This window comes from Adhaeribacter terrigena (assembly GCF_016623615.1).
Classification (GTDB): Bacteria; Bacteroidota; Bacteroidia; order Cytophagales; family Hymenobacteraceae; genus Adhaeribacter_A; species Adhaeribacter_A terrigena.
Genome location: NZ_JAEHFX010000012.1, coordinates 31028 through 46694, shown reverse-complemented (window position 1 = coordinate 46694; position 15667 = coordinate 31028). Strand labels below are relative to the sequence as shown.

Annotated in this window: 13 protein-coding genes and 1 tRNA gene; 10 read left to right on the top strand and 4 right to left on the bottom strand. The window is 48.0% G+C overall.

Going from position 1 to position 15667, the window contains the following annotated elements; genetic code table 11:
- Positions 1-76: 76 nt before the first annotated feature.
- The 3 genes from I5M27_RS17785 (at position 77) to I5M27_RS17775 (ending at position 2375) form a co-directional block, all read left to right on the top strand.
- Positions 77-811 carry an OmpA family protein gene (locus I5M27_RS17785; RefSeq protein ID WP_234462592.1) on the top strand — a complete coding sequence of 245 codons (735 nt, stop codon included), beginning with the start codon at positions 77-79 and terminating at the stop codon, positions 809-811.
- A 266-nt stretch (positions 812-1077) separates the two neighbouring features.
- A complete protein-coding gene (locus I5M27_RS17780) occupies positions 1078-1767 on the top strand; it encodes an OmpA family protein (RefSeq protein ID WP_200507741.1) in 690 nt (229 codons plus the stop codon).
- Positions 1768-1901: 134 nt separating this feature from the next.
- Positions 1902-2375 carry a hypothetical protein gene (locus tag I5M27_RS17775; protein ID WP_200507740.1) on the top strand — a complete coding sequence of 158 codons (474 nt, stop codon included), beginning with the start codon at positions 1902-1904 and terminating at the stop codon, positions 2373-2375.
- Between the two features lies 1 nt (position 2376).
- Here the strand turns inward: I5M27_RS17775 and I5M27_RS17770 are convergent, their stop codons facing one another.
- The gene (locus I5M27_RS17770; RefSeq protein WP_200507739.1) at positions 2377-3039 is read right to left on the bottom strand and encodes a DUF2238 domain-containing protein; all 663 of its coding nucleotides are present in this window, start codon (positions 3037-3039) and stop codon (positions 2377-2379) included.
- Between the two features lie 49 nt (positions 3040-3088).
- Between I5M27_RS17770 and I5M27_RS17765 the strand changes: the two genes are divergently transcribed.
- The 4 genes from I5M27_RS17765 to I5M27_RS17750 all read left to right on the top strand — a co-directional run bounded on the left by I5M27_RS17765 (position 3089) and on the right by I5M27_RS17750 (position 7985).
- Positions 3089-3778: an endonuclease III domain-containing protein gene (locus I5M27_RS17765; RefSeq protein ID WP_200507738.1), complete on the top strand. Its 690-nt coding sequence runs from the start codon at positions 3089-3091 to the stop codon at positions 3776-3778.
- A gap of 168 nt (positions 3779-3946) precedes the next feature.
- Complete coding sequence (locus I5M27_RS17760) at positions 3947-4930, top strand: radical SAM protein (protein ID WP_200507737.1); 984 nt, start codon at positions 3947-3949, stop codon at positions 4928-4930.
- A gap of 958 nt (positions 4931-5888) precedes the next feature.
- The gene (locus I5M27_RS17755; RefSeq protein WP_200507736.1) at positions 5889-6398 is read left to right on the top strand and encodes a gamma carbonic anhydrase family protein; all 510 of its coding nucleotides are present in this window, start codon (positions 5889-5891) and stop codon (positions 6396-6398) included.
- A 48-nt stretch (positions 6399-6446) separates the two neighbouring features.
- Positions 6447-7985, top strand: coding sequence for a T9SS type A sorting domain-containing protein (locus I5M27_RS17750; protein ID WP_200507735.1), 1539 nt, complete (start codon positions 6447-6449; stop codon positions 7983-7985).
- Between the two features lie 143 nt (positions 7986-8128).
- On the opposite strand, the gene I5M27_RS17745 is transcribed toward I5M27_RS17750, so the two are convergent.
- The 3 genes from I5M27_RS17745 to I5M27_RS17735 all read right to left on the bottom strand — a co-directional run bounded on the left by I5M27_RS17745 (position 8129) and on the right by I5M27_RS17735 (position 13543).
- The gene (locus I5M27_RS17745) at positions 8129-9421 is read right to left on the bottom strand and encodes a hypothetical protein (RefSeq protein ID WP_234462591.1); all 1293 of its coding nucleotides are present in this window, start codon (positions 9419-9421) and stop codon (positions 8129-8131) included.
- A gap of 168 nt (positions 9422-9589) precedes the next feature.
- On the bottom strand, positions 9590-12274 hold the full coding sequence (locus tag I5M27_RS17740) for a VPS10 domain-containing protein (RefSeq protein WP_200507734.1): 2685 nt from the start codon (positions 12272-12274) through the stop codon (positions 9590-9592).
- 129 nt (positions 12275-12403) lie between these two features.
- Positions 12404-13543 (bottom strand): cystathionine gamma-synthase, encoded by a 1140-nt coding sequence (locus I5M27_RS17735; protein WP_200507733.1) that lies wholly within the window; start codon positions 13541-13543, stop codon positions 12404-12406.
- A 329-nt stretch (positions 13544-13872) separates the two neighbouring features.
- Here I5M27_RS17735 and I5M27_RS17730 point away from each other — a divergent pair, with 329 nt between their 5' ends.
- The 3 genes from I5M27_RS17730 (at position 13873) to I5M27_RS17720 (ending at position 15292) form a co-directional block, all read left to right on the top strand.
- Positions 13873-14601, top strand: a complete 729-nt coding sequence (locus I5M27_RS17730; protein WP_200507732.1) for a TVP38/TMEM64 family protein — start codon at positions 13873-13875, stop codon at positions 14599-14601.
- Positions 14602-14659: 58 nt separating this feature from the next.
- Positions 14660-14733: transfer RNA gene (locus tag I5M27_RS17725), tRNA-Arg, on the top strand.
- A 145-nt stretch (positions 14734-14878) separates the two neighbouring features.
- Positions 14879-15292 (top strand): hypothetical protein, encoded by a 414-nt coding sequence (locus I5M27_RS17720; protein WP_200507731.1) that lies wholly within the window; start codon positions 14879-14881, stop codon positions 15290-15292.
- Positions 15293-15667: the final 375 nt, after the last annotated feature.

The window sequence follows — 15667 nt, the reverse complement described above, 5'->3', positions numbered from 1 at the left end:
TCTAAACATTTTGGCACGATATTGAGTATGTGTAGCCAATAAACATTGCTATTAAAAACCAAATAACCCATTAAACATGAAAATCCTTAAAGTTTATCTGTCTCTGTTCTTAGCTGTAATGATGGCATTCTCAGCCTGTAAATCGAGCAAAAACACCATGCCAACCGGCGGCGACAGTACATATCAAAATGAGCCTGAAAAAAAGGGCATGAGCAAAACCGCTAAAGGCGGTATTATTGGCGCCGGTGGTGGTGCGGTAGTTGGCGGCATAATTGGTAAAATGGCCGGCAACACGGCGGCAGGTGCTATTATTGGCGCGGCTGTTGGTGGTTCTGCAGGTGCTGTGATCGGCCGCCGTATGGATAAACAAGCCGAAGAATTACGCCGCGATATGAAAGGCGCTAAAGTTGAGCGCGTGGGCGAAGGCATCAAGATCACTTTCGATTCGGGCATTCTGTTCGCCACGAATTCTGCCGAACTGCGCCCGCAGTCTAAAACCGACATCCAGACGCTGGCTGCTACGCTTAAAAAATACGGCGATACCAACGTAATTGTAGAAGGCCATACTGATAATACCGGTTCCGATGCCATTAACCAGCCTTTATCTGAAAGAAGAGCGCAATCGGTAGCCAATTATACCATTTCCCAGGGCGTTGAACCTTCTCGTGTAACAACTCAAGGTTTTGGTTCTTCCCGCCCGGTTGCCGATAATACTACCGAAGCCGGCAAACAAGCTAACCGTCGGGTAGAGATCGCGATCTTTGCAAACGAAAAGCTGAAAAAAGCAGCTGAACGCGGCGATATCAAATAAGCCAAAGCTTTAAAAATTCGCTGAAAAGCCGTTCCGGATACATTCCGGAACGGCTTTTTTTTGCCCGGAAAAACATACCCTTAAAAAGCAAAAAACTTCTCTCAGGCACTGGAAACCGCTTTTTTAGCAGGTTGCAATTCTGCTGCAGTGCGAATTGAAAGAAGGCCGGAAATAAAGTTTGGCATAAGGCTTGCCTATTGCCCGGAAAAGGAAGTCAATCATTAAAAAAAACCGCTTCCGGCTTTTACAAACGAAAATTCAGCATTATGAAAACTTTAAGAACTTATGTCGCGATTTTAATGGCTCTGGTTTTTATCATTACTTCGGGCTATGCACAAACCACTCAGAAAAAGAAGCTGACCAAAACCACTAAAGGCGGCCTGATCGGGGCTGTAGCGGGCGGGGTAGTTGGTGGCGTGGTTGGGAAAAAAACCGGTAATACCGCTGCCGGGGTAATTGTAGGAGCCGCGGTTGGCGGTGCAGCTGGTGCCATTATTGGCCGCAGAATGGATAAACAGGCCGAAGAGCTGAAACGCGAAATGGAAGGCGCCAAAGTAGAACGCGTAGGCGAAGGCATCAAGATCACCTTCGATTCGGGCATTTTATTTGCGCATAATTCTTCGCAGCTAAGCGCCACGGCCCAAAGCAACATTGCCGAGCTGGCGCAAACCCTGAAAAAATACGGCGATACCAATGTATTGATCCAGGGCCACACCGATGCCACCGGTACTGCCGGCTATAACCAATCGTTGTCGGTACGTCGAGCCAGTTCTGTGCGGGCTTATACTACCCAACAGGGCATTTCGGCAAGCCGCATCACTACCGAAGGCTACGGCGAGAGCATGCCGGTGGCCAGCAACAATACCGAAGCCGGCAAACAAGCCAACCGCCGGGTAGAAATTGCCATTTATGCAAACGAAAAACTGAAAAAAGCGGCCGAAAAAGGGCAGATCTAACGAGTAGTTTAATTGTTGAAAGTGAATGTTAAAATAAGGCTGCTTCCGGATGGGAGCAGCTTTTTTTACGGGCCCGCTTTTCCGGCTCCGGAGCATAGCGTTTTTTAGCTTTCAGCGTTTATCTTTACAACACCATGAAGCAGTCAGTTTTAGCCCGTATTTTTATAGCGTTTTTTTTCCTGATCTTCAGTTTCTCCTGCGAAAACTCCAGACCGGAAAACGCAACCCAGCCCCACGAATTTGAGCCGGTCACTTCGCCAGACACTGCAATAAGCGCGCAAACTCCGGTTGATAGCCATGTGGTTGCAGATACAGGAAACCAACCGGAAATTCCGGAAACCAAAACGGAACGCCAACCCATGCCCACGGCTGAAGAACTGAAAGAAGTTACCCCGGACCAGGCAGCAAAGCGCGCCCTGCATAACGATGCCATGAAAGCGGCACGCATGAAACCGGATGCATTTGTAACCTATATGAAAACCAGGATCCCGTATTACCGGGGCAAAGGCAATTTAAAAGCAGAAAACGATTTGGTGCGCATCCGGATAAATAAAACCGAGATGAAAATTGAAACCATGCAAGGCGCCCAGACTTTCCCGATGCAATAAGCTAGCGTTTTGAGTTGCTTAATTTCCGGCAAAGCAACACGTACAAAATCATTATAAACCCTCCCAGGGTTGCCAGGAACATGTCTTTCTGCGAATCCCAGATATCGCCCTGCGCCCCGATGAACTGCATGCCCAGGTCCGGAAAAAACACGTCGGCCACGAGCCATTCCACAATTTCGTAAAACGCGCTTAAGAGCAGCACCAACGCTACTGGTATAAAATAAAGTAGCCAGTTGCGTTGCCCGGAAACCTTATACAGCACTTCCTGCATGGGATAAACCAATAAAAACCCAAAACAGAAATGCACGATCCGGTCGTAATGGTTGCGGCTGGCGCTGAATTGTTCCATCAGCCAGAAGCCGAAGGGATTTTTGGCGTAAGCGTTCTGGCTGCCATACAAATGTAGTAACAGGAAAAGCAGGATCAGCGTGTAACTCGTATTGCTGAACGGCAGTTTCGGGTAAAAGAAAATCAGCAGATACACTGCCGGAATAGTTAGCGAATTCTCAAGCATCCAGTTAATAAAATCTGTGGCAGTAGCACCGGTATAGAGCCAGAAAAATACCAATACGGCGAGGTACATTTTCAGCAGCCGGTTTTGCCGGAAAGGCTGCGGCGCCGGATAACCGGGATCGGGAAAAAGACTAGCCAGGCGGAAGGCCATAATTCAGGAATTATGCGTAAAGCGGTAACCAGTTTATACGCGATTGGTTATGAAGAAAAACGATGCCCGACAGAAAATTTTAGAAACGCACGAAATTCTGAACGAATTTTACGGCCGGCTGGAACTCAAACCGCGCCGCGAGCCTTTGCGCGAACTTATTTCTACCATGCTTTCGCACCGCACCAACCACGCCAACGAAGAAAAAGCGTACTTCAACATGCTCGAAACCTTCGGCGATTGGGAAGGCGTGCTGGAGGCAAAATTCGAAGACCTGGCCGACGCTTTAAAACCCGCGCAGTTTCCCGGGCAAAAAGCGGCAAATATTCAGAAAGTGCTGCAGATCATAAAGGCCTATCCGGAAAATAAGGGCAAGATCAGCATAGCTTTTCTGGAGAAAATGGAAACCAATGCAGCGCTGGAATGGCTCACCAGTCTGCCGGGTGTAGGCCTGAAAACGGCAACCCTGCTCCTGCTTTTCAACTACCATAAACCGGTAATGCCAGTAGATACGCACGTTTTCCGGGTGAGCCAGCGCATCGGCATTCTAACCGCTACCAATACGCCCGAAAAAGCCCACGCCATTTTACTGGAAATGCTTCCGAAAGACCCTGTAGAACTTTATAATTACCACATGCATCTGCTCTGGCACGGGCAAAAGATCTGCGTATGGCGCAAACCCAAATGCGAAAAATGCCCGCTGAAAACCATCTGCAATTATTACCAGGAGGTGGTTAGGTAATGTGCTAATTATTTAATGTGTTCATGTGCTATTTTTTATATTTAAATTGTGGAATTACAGATTGCCGGAAATCGATATTCATTTTATTCGCTTAACTTCACGTAGAAACCGGAATTAATTGCGCCGAATAATAGCACATTAACTCATTAAAAAATTAGCACATTAAACATGCGTCTTGTTCACCATCCGGTTTTGTGTAATTATTACGTGACCTACCGTTGCAATGCTAAATGCAGCTTCTGCGACATCTGGGAAAAACCGAGTCCGTACGTAACGCTGGAGCAGGTGGAGCAAAACCTGCTCCACCTGAAAAAACTGGGCGTGAACGTGATCGATTTTACCGGCGGCGAACCGCTTCTGCATCGCGAGATCGATAAATTCCTGGCGCTGGCGCATGAGCTGGGTTTTATTACCACGCTTACCACTAATGGCCTGCTTTACCCCAAATGGGCCGAACGCCTGAAAGGCAAAGTAGACATGCTGCATTTCTCGCTCGATTCTTCAGAAAAGGAACAGCACGACAAAGGCCGCGGCGTGGCTTGTTTCGATTTTGTAATGCAAAGCATTGAAATTGCCAGAAAGCTGGGCGAACATCCGGATATCATCTTCACCGTTTTCCGCGAAAACCTGGATCAGCTCGAAAAGATCTACCGGGAAATAATTCTGCCCAACAAGCTGCTTTTAATTATCAATCCGGCTTTTGCTTACAACGAAGTGGCTTCCGGCGATGCCCTGACTTCTGAAGAACTGACTTTCCTTTCCGAATTTGGCAAACGCAAATACGTGTACCTGAACGATGGCTTTATTGCCTTACGGCGCGACGGAGGGAATCACATTAATAATCCGGTTTGCAAAGCGGCCAGCACCACGCTGGTTATTTCGCCGGAAAACGAACTGGTGCTCCCCTGCTACCATTTAGGCGAAAAGAAATTCCCGATCTCCGGAAACCTGTATGCCTTGTACAATTCAAAAGAAGTAAAGCAGCTGATTGCCCTGGAAGGCCGCTTACCGCAATGCGAAGGTTGCACGATTAACTGCTACATGCAGCCCAGTTTTGCCGTGGAAATGAATAAGTATTTCTGGAAGGCGTTGCCGAGCACGCTGAAATATAATTATTATAAGGGTACGTGGAAGCGGTTATTGAAGAACTGAGTGGTTTGTCATCCTGAATATTAGTGAATCCCTATATTAACAGATAGCAGCCTAGCGTTTTTAGGTTAAAAGGATACCGTTTTTTCGATCATTCCGCCTCTTTTTGTTATCTCCACTTTTTTCGTCAGCACGACGAGAGGAGGGATCTATTTAAGTTAAAAAGAAAGTTTGTTAATGAGTTTTTTAGTTGAAAAGGATATCGTTTTTATAGCTTGCTTCTTTTTTTAACTAATTCCCTTTTGCTTTCAATTAAACTTTCACCCTCAAGCCGGGTGGCTTCGTTTCTGCGTTCGCGGCTGCAACCCTTCCTGCCCTTGCGGGCTGCCTGTGGCACCGGAAGTCTTGGAGGCCGCTCTCACAGAAACTGGTGTCATGCTTCTTCGTAGTGAGCTTCTTTTTAGTCTACTTTTCTTCAGTCCTTGATTTCAGGTTACGCTGCGCTGGCGATATCGTGTAGGGATAAAGCGAAAGAGCACGCATAAGGGGTGTCTCTGCAGAGAAATCCTAATTCGTGATTCTGATAATTCTTGAATTCAGTAAATTCTGATTCAGAAAAGAATCCTTAAATCCCTGAATCTGATAAATCCCAATTGGCTTCGCCGAACTACGTTTCAGACAAATAATCCTGTCCATCCCATAAATCCTGAAAATCATGTTCAGACTTCATTCCTATTTGGTTTAGCTGACGGTTTTATGCTCCCTCCTTTTCAAGTCGCAGATCCTGGAGACTTTCGGGAGAGTAGTTAGGAGTGGCTGAACCCGTTATCTGATCAAAGCGGCTGAATCAGCTATTTAGGAGGGCCAATCCCGAAAATCCTCTATTCCTCAAAAACCGGGTTCTGATCCTGCAAACCGGCCATTCAACCCATAACCAAATTCTTTCCTACCTTTGCAACACCAACGGAAATGGCACATAAATAATGCTGCTTCCTGGTATTTAATTTAAACTTGAAAAAATATGCCGCTTATTTTACCAATTAAAGGTGTTTCGCCGGCGCTGGGCCAGAATTGCTACGTGGCTGAGAATGCCACCATTGTGGGCGATGTAGTGCTGGGCAACGATTGTACGGTGTGGTTCAATGCCGTGATCCGGGGCGATGTGAATGCGATCCGGATCGGGAATAAAACCAACATTCAGGATGGCGCAGTAATTCATTGCACCTACCAGAAAGCGGCTACCACCGTGGGTAGTAACGTAAGCATCGGGCATAACGCCATTGTGCACGGCTGTACCGTGGAAGATAACGTACTGATTGGCATGGGCGCAATTGTGATGGATAACGTGGTGGTGCAGAAAAACTGCATCGTAGCGGCCGGCTCGGTGGTGCTCGAAAATACGATCTGCGAAAGCGGGCATATCTACGCTGGCGTGCCGGCTAAAAAAGTAAAAGCTTTGAGCCAGGAACAGATCGAAAATCTGGATAAAGTTGCCAACAATTACGTGCTGTATGCCAGCTGGCTACGGTAGCTTTCTGTTTAATTCCTATACCTTTTTGTTTTACTTAATTGCTTTATTATGAAGAAATTACTTTTACTATTAGGCCTGTGCTGCGGCATAGGTTCGGCGCAGGCCCAATTCACGAGCCCGAATTTAGGAATGCGTTTCTCCCTGAACGATATGGTTACGGCAGGCGCTGCCACGCTAACTAGTGGAGCATACGTGGTTTCGCAAGACCTGACCCTGGCTACTACTGATACGCTTTTAATCTCTACGAACGAAACTATTAAGCTCGGCGATAATATCCGGATCACGATCGAAGGCACTTTGCTGATCAACCCACCGGATTCCGTTAAAATTACGGCCCTGAATTCCGCTGATAAATTCCACACGCTCCGTTTCGAAACGGCTACCGGCATGACGCCCAAGTTATCGAAGTTAAAGAAAACGATCGTAGAACACGGCAGCGGTGTAAGGGTGATTGGCGCGGGCCTGGAAATGGATAGCTGCGTGGTGCGCTTCAACGAACGGGCCGCCCAAAGTGGAGCCATTAACGTGTCGGGCAATGTACCGGTTACCGTTACTAATTCAAAGATCTATAAGAATGCGCGTGCCGGCGTTTCTACCCCGGCCAACGGCGCAACCGTGATCATTCGCAACAACTGGTTCTTCGAAAATGGGCAGGAGCCCGGCCTGTACCCACAGATCAACTTAGGCCCGGCCAATGCCGGCCCGATCGAGATCACCGGCAACACGATCATCGGCATTAACGCGACCACGAACCGGTCTGGCGGTATTGCCATAGCCAATTTACTGGGTTCATCGGCAATTACAGAGTTTCTGATCGCCAATAATACGATCCGCCAGAACAGCTACGGGGTAAACGTAACCGGCACCAACATGAAAGGCTACATCAAAGGCAACCTGCTGGAAGGCAATAAAGTTTTCCCGGACCCAAATGCTGCCGGCAGCGGCATTAACTTTTTCTCCAGCGGCGGCCCGCAGGACATCGTAGTTTCCCGCAATATCATCCGCGATAACCGCTGGGGCGTTACTATTCAGAGTGGAGCTACAGTGAAAGCCGGCCCGAAACCAAGCCTGGGCAGAATCAACCCGATCGATACTGCTGATGTTGGCCTGAACCAGATCTATAACAACTTCACCGCCGGTACTTCCGGCCATAGCTGGGATTTGTACAACAACACCACCGATACCATTTACGCCCAAAATAATATCTGGGGCACTACCGATACCACGGTTATAGAAACCCATATTTACCACAAGGTAGATAATGCCAGTCACGGCCCGGTGATTTTCACGCCTATTTATAAAGCCCCGGCTACCGGTATTCGTCCGGGGATAGCGCAGAACGCGCCGGCCCTTTACCCGAACCCAGCAACTGACCTGGTGAAACTGGAGCTAAACGGTATGGTTTTAAACGAAAAAAGTAACCTGCGTTTCTACAACAATCTGGGCCAGGAAGTTTTAAATGTGCAGGCGAAAGGCCAGGCAGGTACGCTGGAAATCAATACTTCTAACCTGCCGGCCGGCTTGTATATGTATCGCCTGGAAAACGGCACTAAAACCTATACCGGGAAATTACTGATTAACCGCTAGGTAATTTTGCAGTTTATAAAATAAAAAAGCCCCGGCACATTCCGGGGCTTTTTTGTTTCGCATTTGTATAACGCACAGCAATAAGGCTACAATTTATTGGTTTATCTTACCCATCTAGTCTTGTATCTATTTTTAGGTCAAAACTACTCCCGATGCCACCTTTCCATATGCTTCGCGTGCGTATGCAGATACTCGCCGGGCTGGTAGAATGTATCATAATGATCGAGGTCTAAATGATGCGCCTGTAAAAACATGTGCGTAAAAATAGAAGGTACCGTAGCCGGAAATTTCCCGAACGTATCAAAAATATATTGCGCCTGCAAAGCCACGCATTCTCTGAACGCTTCGCTGTGTACCTGCGCCGCTGATCGCACCTTTTTGGTATCCTGAAAAGGCCCCGGCGTTTCAGCATTAAAAGGGCCGCCTTTCCCGAATTTCCGTTCGCAGACGGCTTCTACGGCGGCGCGCATATCCTTGAAATGGGGAGGACAAAAACCTTCCATAATTCCCGGCAGACCCGTTACATTGGGCACGCTCCAGTTTTCTTTCATATCGAACCGGAAACCCAAACCCGGAACTTCCGGTTTGCCGCTGGCACCCAGCAAACTGAACGGATCGATACCATCGTACATCCAGCCGCCCAGCCCCATGGCCTGTAAAAGCAACGCGCCGGCGAGGCAACTGGTGCTCAATTCCACGATAATTTCTGAAAGGCAGAGTTGTTCGGCAAACGAGATGGGCAGCACATTTTTTACATCTACCAGATCGCTGAATTTTTCAATTCCCGGCACCGCGCGTTTGTTTATATCGTCGAAAAGTACCTGGCCATTTTGCAGCATGTAGCACAAACCCAGCAAAACGTGCTGCGCCAGATCTCCGACCGGCATTACCAAAAGCGTTCCCGGTTTATTGGCCACCCAGGTATTATGCGCTTCCACATACGGCACTTCCGAAGGCACTTTCAACCTCCCATCCTGAATTTTGCGCACGTGTTTTTGGAGTTCCGGCAATAGCGTTTCCAGATTTATTTCGCCATCATTTCCCCGTTCAGCTAAAGCCGGAGCATCGCGCACATCCAGCACATATACGCCTTCATCGTCGGTAAAGAATGTTTTGGAAGTATGAAAACCGGCAGCCGATGGAAAAGTACGTCCGCCGGCGGCTCCGGCATAATTGGAAAGATGGGGTGCATAACGCTGGCCGCGGTAGATGAGATGATTCCAGCCGGTATTGCCGCCGCAAGCCGTAACCACCAACAGTTTTTCCAGCTCCGAAAGCGGCATTGGTTCGTATTTCGATCTGTACTTAAAAACCCCGTCCGGAATTTCGGCGCCCATAAAAAACCGGCGCGACCGGCGGCCCAGCAAAGCTTCTACCAGCCCAAACGAAAGCATATCCTGAAATCCGGGCGGTAAGGTTTGCGGCTGCTTTTCCATAAATTATGGGATTTTAAAACGGTAGGGTTTCCGGGGTGAAAACTACCTAAAGAACAAGCCAGTAACCATTTGGTTTACCTGAATAGCGCCTCAACGAAACAAACCAATAAAAAAAGTCCCGGCTCGCACCGGGACTTTTTCAGTTAAAAACGATACCGTTTTATCGCTTTATTCTATCACAAAGCGCTTTACGCCATATACGTTTTTACCGGTAATTTTGGCAAAATACAAGCCGGCCGGCACGTCCAGTTTATGCTGATATTCGGTTTTGCCGGAAAGCCAAGCACGATGGATGATTTTACCCGTTACATCGATCACTTCCAGCTGATAGGTTTCCTTTGCAGTTCTTCCGGCCGGGAATTTAATAGTGAAGCTTCCCTGGTTCGGGGAAGGAAATAATTCAATTTTCAGGTCGGCTATTTGCGGCTTTGTACCGGAAACAAAACTGTTCAGATCGTTGGCCCAGATGCCGCGCCCGAAGGTAGAAAGGTAAATCTTATTCAGGCTCGGATTGAATTCAATATCGGTAACAATTACGTTAGGCAGGCCTTTGCTTTGGTTAACCCAGGTGGTGCTGCCGTTCGCTAAAACATAAACCCCAAGATCGGTAGCCACCATGATATAATTCTGCCCCGGAATGTATTTTACGCAGTTTACCGGCAAATTCGGCAGGTTATAAGAAATATTCTGCCAGCTTGCTCCGCCATTTATAGTTCTGAAAACCTTGTTTCCCGCGCTGAAACCTGCCATGGAAACATACGCTACATCGGCATTATTTTCACTCACTTCCACGCTCGTATAATATAAGGAATCGGGCAGGCCGGCAGTAATGTTGCTCCAGTTGGCGCCGCCGTTCGTAGTTTTAAAGAGGCTGCCTGGTAAATTATATTCGTGCCTTACCCGGCGGGCGGCGTAAAGCACATTGCTGTTGGAATTGGCAATGGCCAGCGCACAGATTTCCGAAGCGTTAATACCACGGGGCAGGTTCGAAGCAACACTCCAGGTATTACCATTATCTACCGATTTGTAAACATTCTCAAAACCTACATATAATGTACCTGGTTGATTAGGATTAGCTACGACCGGCGCCGTCCATTCAGCCACTTCGCCAAACTGGCCCGGGAAAATTGAATTCTGAGAACTGGTTCCACCATTTACTGACCGCAGAAAGTTGCCATATTGCCACGAACCGATTATCTCGCTGTTGTTAACCGGACTTAAGTAATTATCCATGCCATCGCCGCCAAAGATCGTGCTCCAGCTCGCTCCGTCGAAATAGAAAGTGGCGTTGTCCTGGGCACCGGCCACAATTCTGCCGGCACTGTTTTTAGAGCTTGAAATTCTGTAAAAAGAAGTAATGGCCATACCGTTGCTGATATTGGTCCATTGGGTTGGCCAGGGCGTTCCGCTGTTAGCCGCATTCCAGTCGCCCAAAACCAGATTTGAAGTGCGGTAAAGCCCGCCGTCGTTGCAGACAAATATGTTTCCGGTGCTGGCCTGGCGTTCCATAAACTGAATATCGGCGTGCACCGTAGGCCCATAACTGGTGGTCCAATGGCTTACCGGTTTAAAAGTCTGGCCACCATCCAACGAACCCCAGATATTCACGCCGCCGGTGTAGATCAGATTCCGGTCGGTGCCGCTAACCATCAGGGCCAGGTCGTAATTTCCCTGGCCGCCTGGAGCAGCTCCGTTTCCGCCTTCCAGAATATTGAGGCCCGGATTTATGAATTGCCAGTTTGTGCCGCCGTTGGTGGTTTTATAAAGTCCGTGCAAACCATTGTCAATGTTCACAGCAATGGCATAAACATAATTCGGATCGGAAGGCGCAATGGCGAGTTTTATGCGTTGCACCGTACCGGTAGGCGGAATATTGGTAGGTTGCTGTGCCCAGGTTAGGCCGAAGTCGGTAGATTTCCAGATGGCGGCGCTGCCCATATTGGCCGTTCTCACCCAGCCGGTGGCAGCGTATAAGATATTGGGGTTGGTCGGGTGCTGCACCAGGTCCCAGAAAAGCCCGGACCGGTTCATGGTCCAGGTGGCGCCGGCATCGGTAGAAACGTACATGCCGCTCACGCCGCAGGCGATCACGTTGTTGCTGTTAGCCGGGTTTACCATTATTTTTTTGATCAGGGAAGCATCGCGGCTGGTTTGCTGAAAACTCAGACCGGTAGGGTTCCAGGTCAGGCCGCCATCGGTCGTTTTGTAAACGCCCAAACCATAATGGGTATTCCGCTTGCGGCCATCCAGGAAAAGCCCGGCGCCTATGTAGGCATAATCGCACACGGAAATGTACATCGTATTCGGGTTGTTCGGATCGATGGCAATATCGCTGATGCGGGTGATGGGCAGATCATCGGTAAGCGGGGTCCAGGAAACGCCGTTGTTCGTGGTTTTCCAGACGCCGCCCTGCGCCACACCTACAAAATACGTTGCCGGATTGGTTGGATGAAACGCGATGCAATTGATCCGCCCAACGCCGTTTTCCATGTAGCCGGTCTGGTTATTCGGCAAAGCATTCGGGCCAACCGGGTACCAATCGTTTGAGAAGCGGGCCGATTGCAGGTTCTTTTTCTCGCGGGTAATTCGGAGGGCTTCATTTATATAAATGGCCGGATCGGCTGGTTCGCCCTGGCCATCGGTCTGCATCAGCATTTCCATTTCCAGGCGTTTATAATATTTCCAGCCTTTGATCTTACTTATATCTTTGTCGCGTTTCCAGTTGCCGAACTGGCGCTGCAGATCTTTAAAAGTAAGGGTATCGGAGGAACGTTTTTGAACATAAACCTGGGCACGTAGCGGCAGGTTTGCCAGCATTATGACCAGAAAAAGCAGCGCACGGAAATGTTTCATATCAGAATGTTTGCCTGAAATAACAACTTTTGCAAAATAAAAACAACCTTCACTAATAACAACAAAAAAGTCCTGACTTTTGCCAGGACTTTTTTGTTGTAAAAAACGGTATTATTTTCGGGCTAAAAACTACCCAATGGCCTGTTTAAGGTCTTCGATCAGGTCTTCGGCATCTTCCACGCCCACGCTTAAACGAATTAAAGAATCAGATAAACCGGCTTTCAGGCGTTCTTCGCGCGGAATGCTGGCGTGCGTCATGCTGGCCGGGTGGCCGCACAAAGATTCTACGCCGCCCAGCGATTCGGCCAGGGCAAAATATTTTACTTTTTCGAGCACTTTCACAGCATCTTCCATTTTATCGCCTTTCAGCACAAACGAGATCATGCCGCCGAAATCGTTCATCTGTGATTTGGCAATGGCGTGGTTGTTATGATCTTCGAAGCCCGGCCAGAAAACTTTTTCTACTTTCGGATGCGCTTTCAGGTATTCGGCAACTTTACGGCCGTTTTCGCAGTGGCGCTGCATACGCAGGTGCAGGGTTTTCAGACCGCGAAGCAGTAAAAAGCAATCCTGCGGACCAGGTGTGCCGCCGCTGGCGTTCTGGATAAACGCTAATTTTTCGTGTAGTTCATCGTCTTTCACGATCAAAGCGCCCATAACCACATCCGAATGGCCGCCCATATATTTGGTAAGCGAGTGCATCACGATGTCGGCGCCCAGATCAAGCGGCGTTTGTAAATAAGGCGTAGAGAAGGTATTGTCCACTACCAGTTTCAGGTTGTGCTTTTTGGCAATGGCAGCCGCACCCTTGATATCGATGATGTTCAGCAGCGGATTGGTTGGCGTTTCTACCCACAGCAGTTTCGTGTTTTCGTTCACGTATTTTTCCACGTTGGCAATATCGGCCATGGAAATAAAGTGGAACTTGATGCCGTAATTTTGGAATATCTTGGTAAAAATGCGGTAGGTGCCGCCGTAAAGGTCGTTGGTCGAGATCACCTCGTCGCCGGGGCTCAGCAATTTCACTACTGCGTCTATCGCTGCCATGCCGCTGGCAAAGCAAAGGCCGTGCTTGCCGTTTTCCAGCGCTGCCAGTGCGTTTTGCAACTGCGTGCGGGTTGGGTTGTGGGTACGCGAATATTCGTAGCCTTTATGGTCGCCGGGCGAGCGTTGCACGTAGGTTGAAGTCTGGTAAATGGGCGTCATGATGGCACCCGTGGTCGGATCCGGCTCTACGCCGGCATGTATGGCTTTGGTTCCGAATTTCATGTTTTCAGATTAAAGATGTAAGACAAAATATTAAAAGACTTGCGGGGAGTTTTATTGTTCTGCTATCAAACGAGCACTTTTCAGGCCTAAAACCCTACCGTTTCCGCATGTCGTTTGCAAGTTAAAAATTTTTAGCCGAACATCGTTGCCGGAACGGTTTTAGCTATGCCCGACTTTTTTCCGTAAAATGCCTACCATTTTTAATGTGCTAATGGAAAATGCGTTAATGTGCTAATTAGGAAATTTCGTTATTCCAATTTTTCACCTTGCCACTTTCCCTCATTCTAAAGCTTCAAATTAGCACATTAAGTAATTAGCACATTAAAAACATGCCCATAAACGCTGTAAAACAACTTTACCGGGAAAACCGGAGCACGCTGGTTTCGCTTTTCCTGCTTATTGCTGTGCCGGTGGCGGCCAGTTCGGCTTTGATCTACTTTTTCTACGAACAGCAGGAAGTTTTTCTGAACCTGAATGCCTGGCAAATGCTGGCTTTTTTCATGGTGGCTTCCTTTACCATGGCTTTTGCCTTCACGCCTACCACGTTCATTGCGCTTATTTCCGGTTTTTTTCTGGGTTGGGTGGGTTTTCCGGGGGTGGTTATTTCGTATGGCGTAGCCGCTTTTATTGGTTACCTGGTGGCCCAGCGCATCGATCACGGCCGCATGACGGCTTTTATCAACCACTTCCCCAAAGCGGCTTTGGTCATGGACGAACTCAAGCACCACAGCTGGGAACTGATCTTGCTGGCGCGCATTTCGCCGGTACTGCCCTTTGCTTTCATGACCTTCGTGCTTTCTATTATCAGAGTACCCCTGAAGAAGTTTTTAATTGCCAGCATGGCCGGCATGTTACCGCGCACGTTGTTCTTTTTCTGGGTCGGCACCCAGGCCAGCAATTTATTAGATCTGCTCAAAGACCCGAACGAAGGCGTTTTTGGTAAAGTATTGCTGATCGGTTTAATTGTGATTTCGCTCTTCGGGCTTTACTATCTGCTCAACAATGCCATTAAAAAGGCTTTAAAGCGCAGTTCTGAAAAAAATATGGAAAAAATTTAAGCAAGGGCTTGACAGTAATCAAAATTTTCCCCACCTTTGCATCGCATTACAGCAAAACGGTCACGTAGCTCAACTGGATAGAGCATCTGACTACGAATCAGAAGGTTTGGGGTTCGACTCCCTACGCGACCACTTAAAAGCCCCTTAGTTAACGCTGAGGGGCTTTTTGTTTTTAAATGATCTGGCTACAGGGCGCTTCAGAAAGGCAGCCGGTTATGTTTTCAGTATAAAATTTTGTTGCAGTTCATAGCTGTTTTCCGAAAAAATACAGATCCTATTGGTACTCGATCTTACAGACTTGGTTTATTTAGAATACGACCCGCCTACCGGGGTTCTGTACGCGCGCTGGCCCGACAATAGTCCGCTGATGGTGCAGTATTTTGAGGAATCGTTTGAGGCGGTGCTTTGGGCAATGAATACGTATGAGGTAAAATATTTCCTGCTGGATTCTTCCCGAAACCGCAATTCCCTTTCCCTGGAGCACTACCTGCATATTTTCACCTTGCTTTTCAGCGGACTTGCCCAGACTTCGCTGCAGAAAATGGCACGTTTGAAAAGCAGCTTCGAAGGCATTGAAAGCAAATACCGGTTTTACAACCAGGAAATCATAAATGGTATCGGCATTCATTTTCAGGTAGCCAATTTTGAGCGGCGCGAAGAAGCCATCGCATGGCTGCTGGCCAACAAATAAAATTTCGCTTTTCGGGTATACAAGTTCCGATCTTACCTTTTCCGGAATAATTTCTTCTTGCTTTCTTATTAGCGGGTTGCAACGGGAGGCACTGCGTGGCTTTTACTGGAAGAAGTTTTTGTCATCAAACAGCAGGTAACTGAAAGAGGCTGAAATGATAATCGGAACGTTCTTAAATTCAAATTCCAGACACTGATTTTAATTCTTAAAGCTGTTACATTATTAGTAGTAATTAACGCCTCTCTTCCGTAATTGCTACCGGGGTAATCACCCTCCAATTCCACCCATTCACCAAAAAATCAAGGCCGCTAACAATATAAAACCAGCTTTCACATTATATAGCCTGTTTGCAAGGTGCGACCTAGGGTATGATGC

What these genes read in the sequence shown, in the direction of transcription:
- I5M27_RS17735 (WP_200507733.1), bottom strand. Translation starts at nt 13,543, where the DNA reads ATGAAATTCGGAACCAAAGCCATACATGCCGGCGTAGAGCCGGATCCG.
- I5M27_RS17785 (WP_234462592.1), top strand. Translation starts at nt 77, where the DNA reads ATGAAAATCCTTAAAGTTTATCTGTCTCTGTTCTTAGCTGTAATGATG.
- I5M27_RS17760 (WP_200507737.1), top strand. Translation starts at nt 3,947, where the DNA reads ATGCGTCTTGTTCACCATCCGGTTTTGTGTAATTATTACGTGACCTAC.
- I5M27_RS17750 (WP_200507735.1), top strand. Translation starts at nt 6,447, where the DNA reads ATGAAGAAATTACTTTTACTATTAGGCCTGTGCTGCGGCATAGGTTCG.
- I5M27_RS17740 (WP_200507734.1), bottom strand. Translation starts at nt 12,274, where the DNA reads ATGAAACATTTCCGTGCGCTGCTTTTTCTGGTCATAATGCTGGCAAAC.
- I5M27_RS17745 (WP_234462591.1), bottom strand. Translation starts at nt 9,421, where the DNA reads ATGGAAAAGCAGCCGCAAACCTTACCGCCCGGATTTCAGGATATGCTT.
- I5M27_RS17730 (WP_200507732.1), top strand. Translation starts at nt 13,873, where the DNA reads ATGCCCATAAACGCTGTAAAACAACTTTACCGGGAAAACCGGAGCACG.
- I5M27_RS17755 (WP_200507736.1), top strand. Translation starts at nt 5,889, where the DNA reads ATGCCGCTTATTTTACCAATTAAAGGTGTTTCGCCGGCGCTGGGCCAG.
- I5M27_RS17770 (WP_200507739.1), bottom strand. Translation starts at nt 3,039, where the DNA reads ATGGCCTTCCGCCTGGCTAGTCTTTTTCCCGATCCCGGTTATCCGGCG.
- I5M27_RS17775 (WP_200507740.1), top strand. Translation starts at nt 1,902, where the DNA reads ATGAAGCAGTCAGTTTTAGCCCGTATTTTTATAGCGTTTTTTTTCCTG.
- I5M27_RS17780 (WP_200507741.1), top strand. Translation starts at nt 1,078, where the DNA reads ATGAAAACTTTAAGAACTTATGTCGCGATTTTAATGGCTCTGGTTTTT.
- I5M27_RS17765 (WP_200507738.1), top strand. Translation starts at nt 3,089, where the DNA reads ATGAAGAAAAACGATGCCCGACAGAAAATTTTAGAAACGCACGAAATT.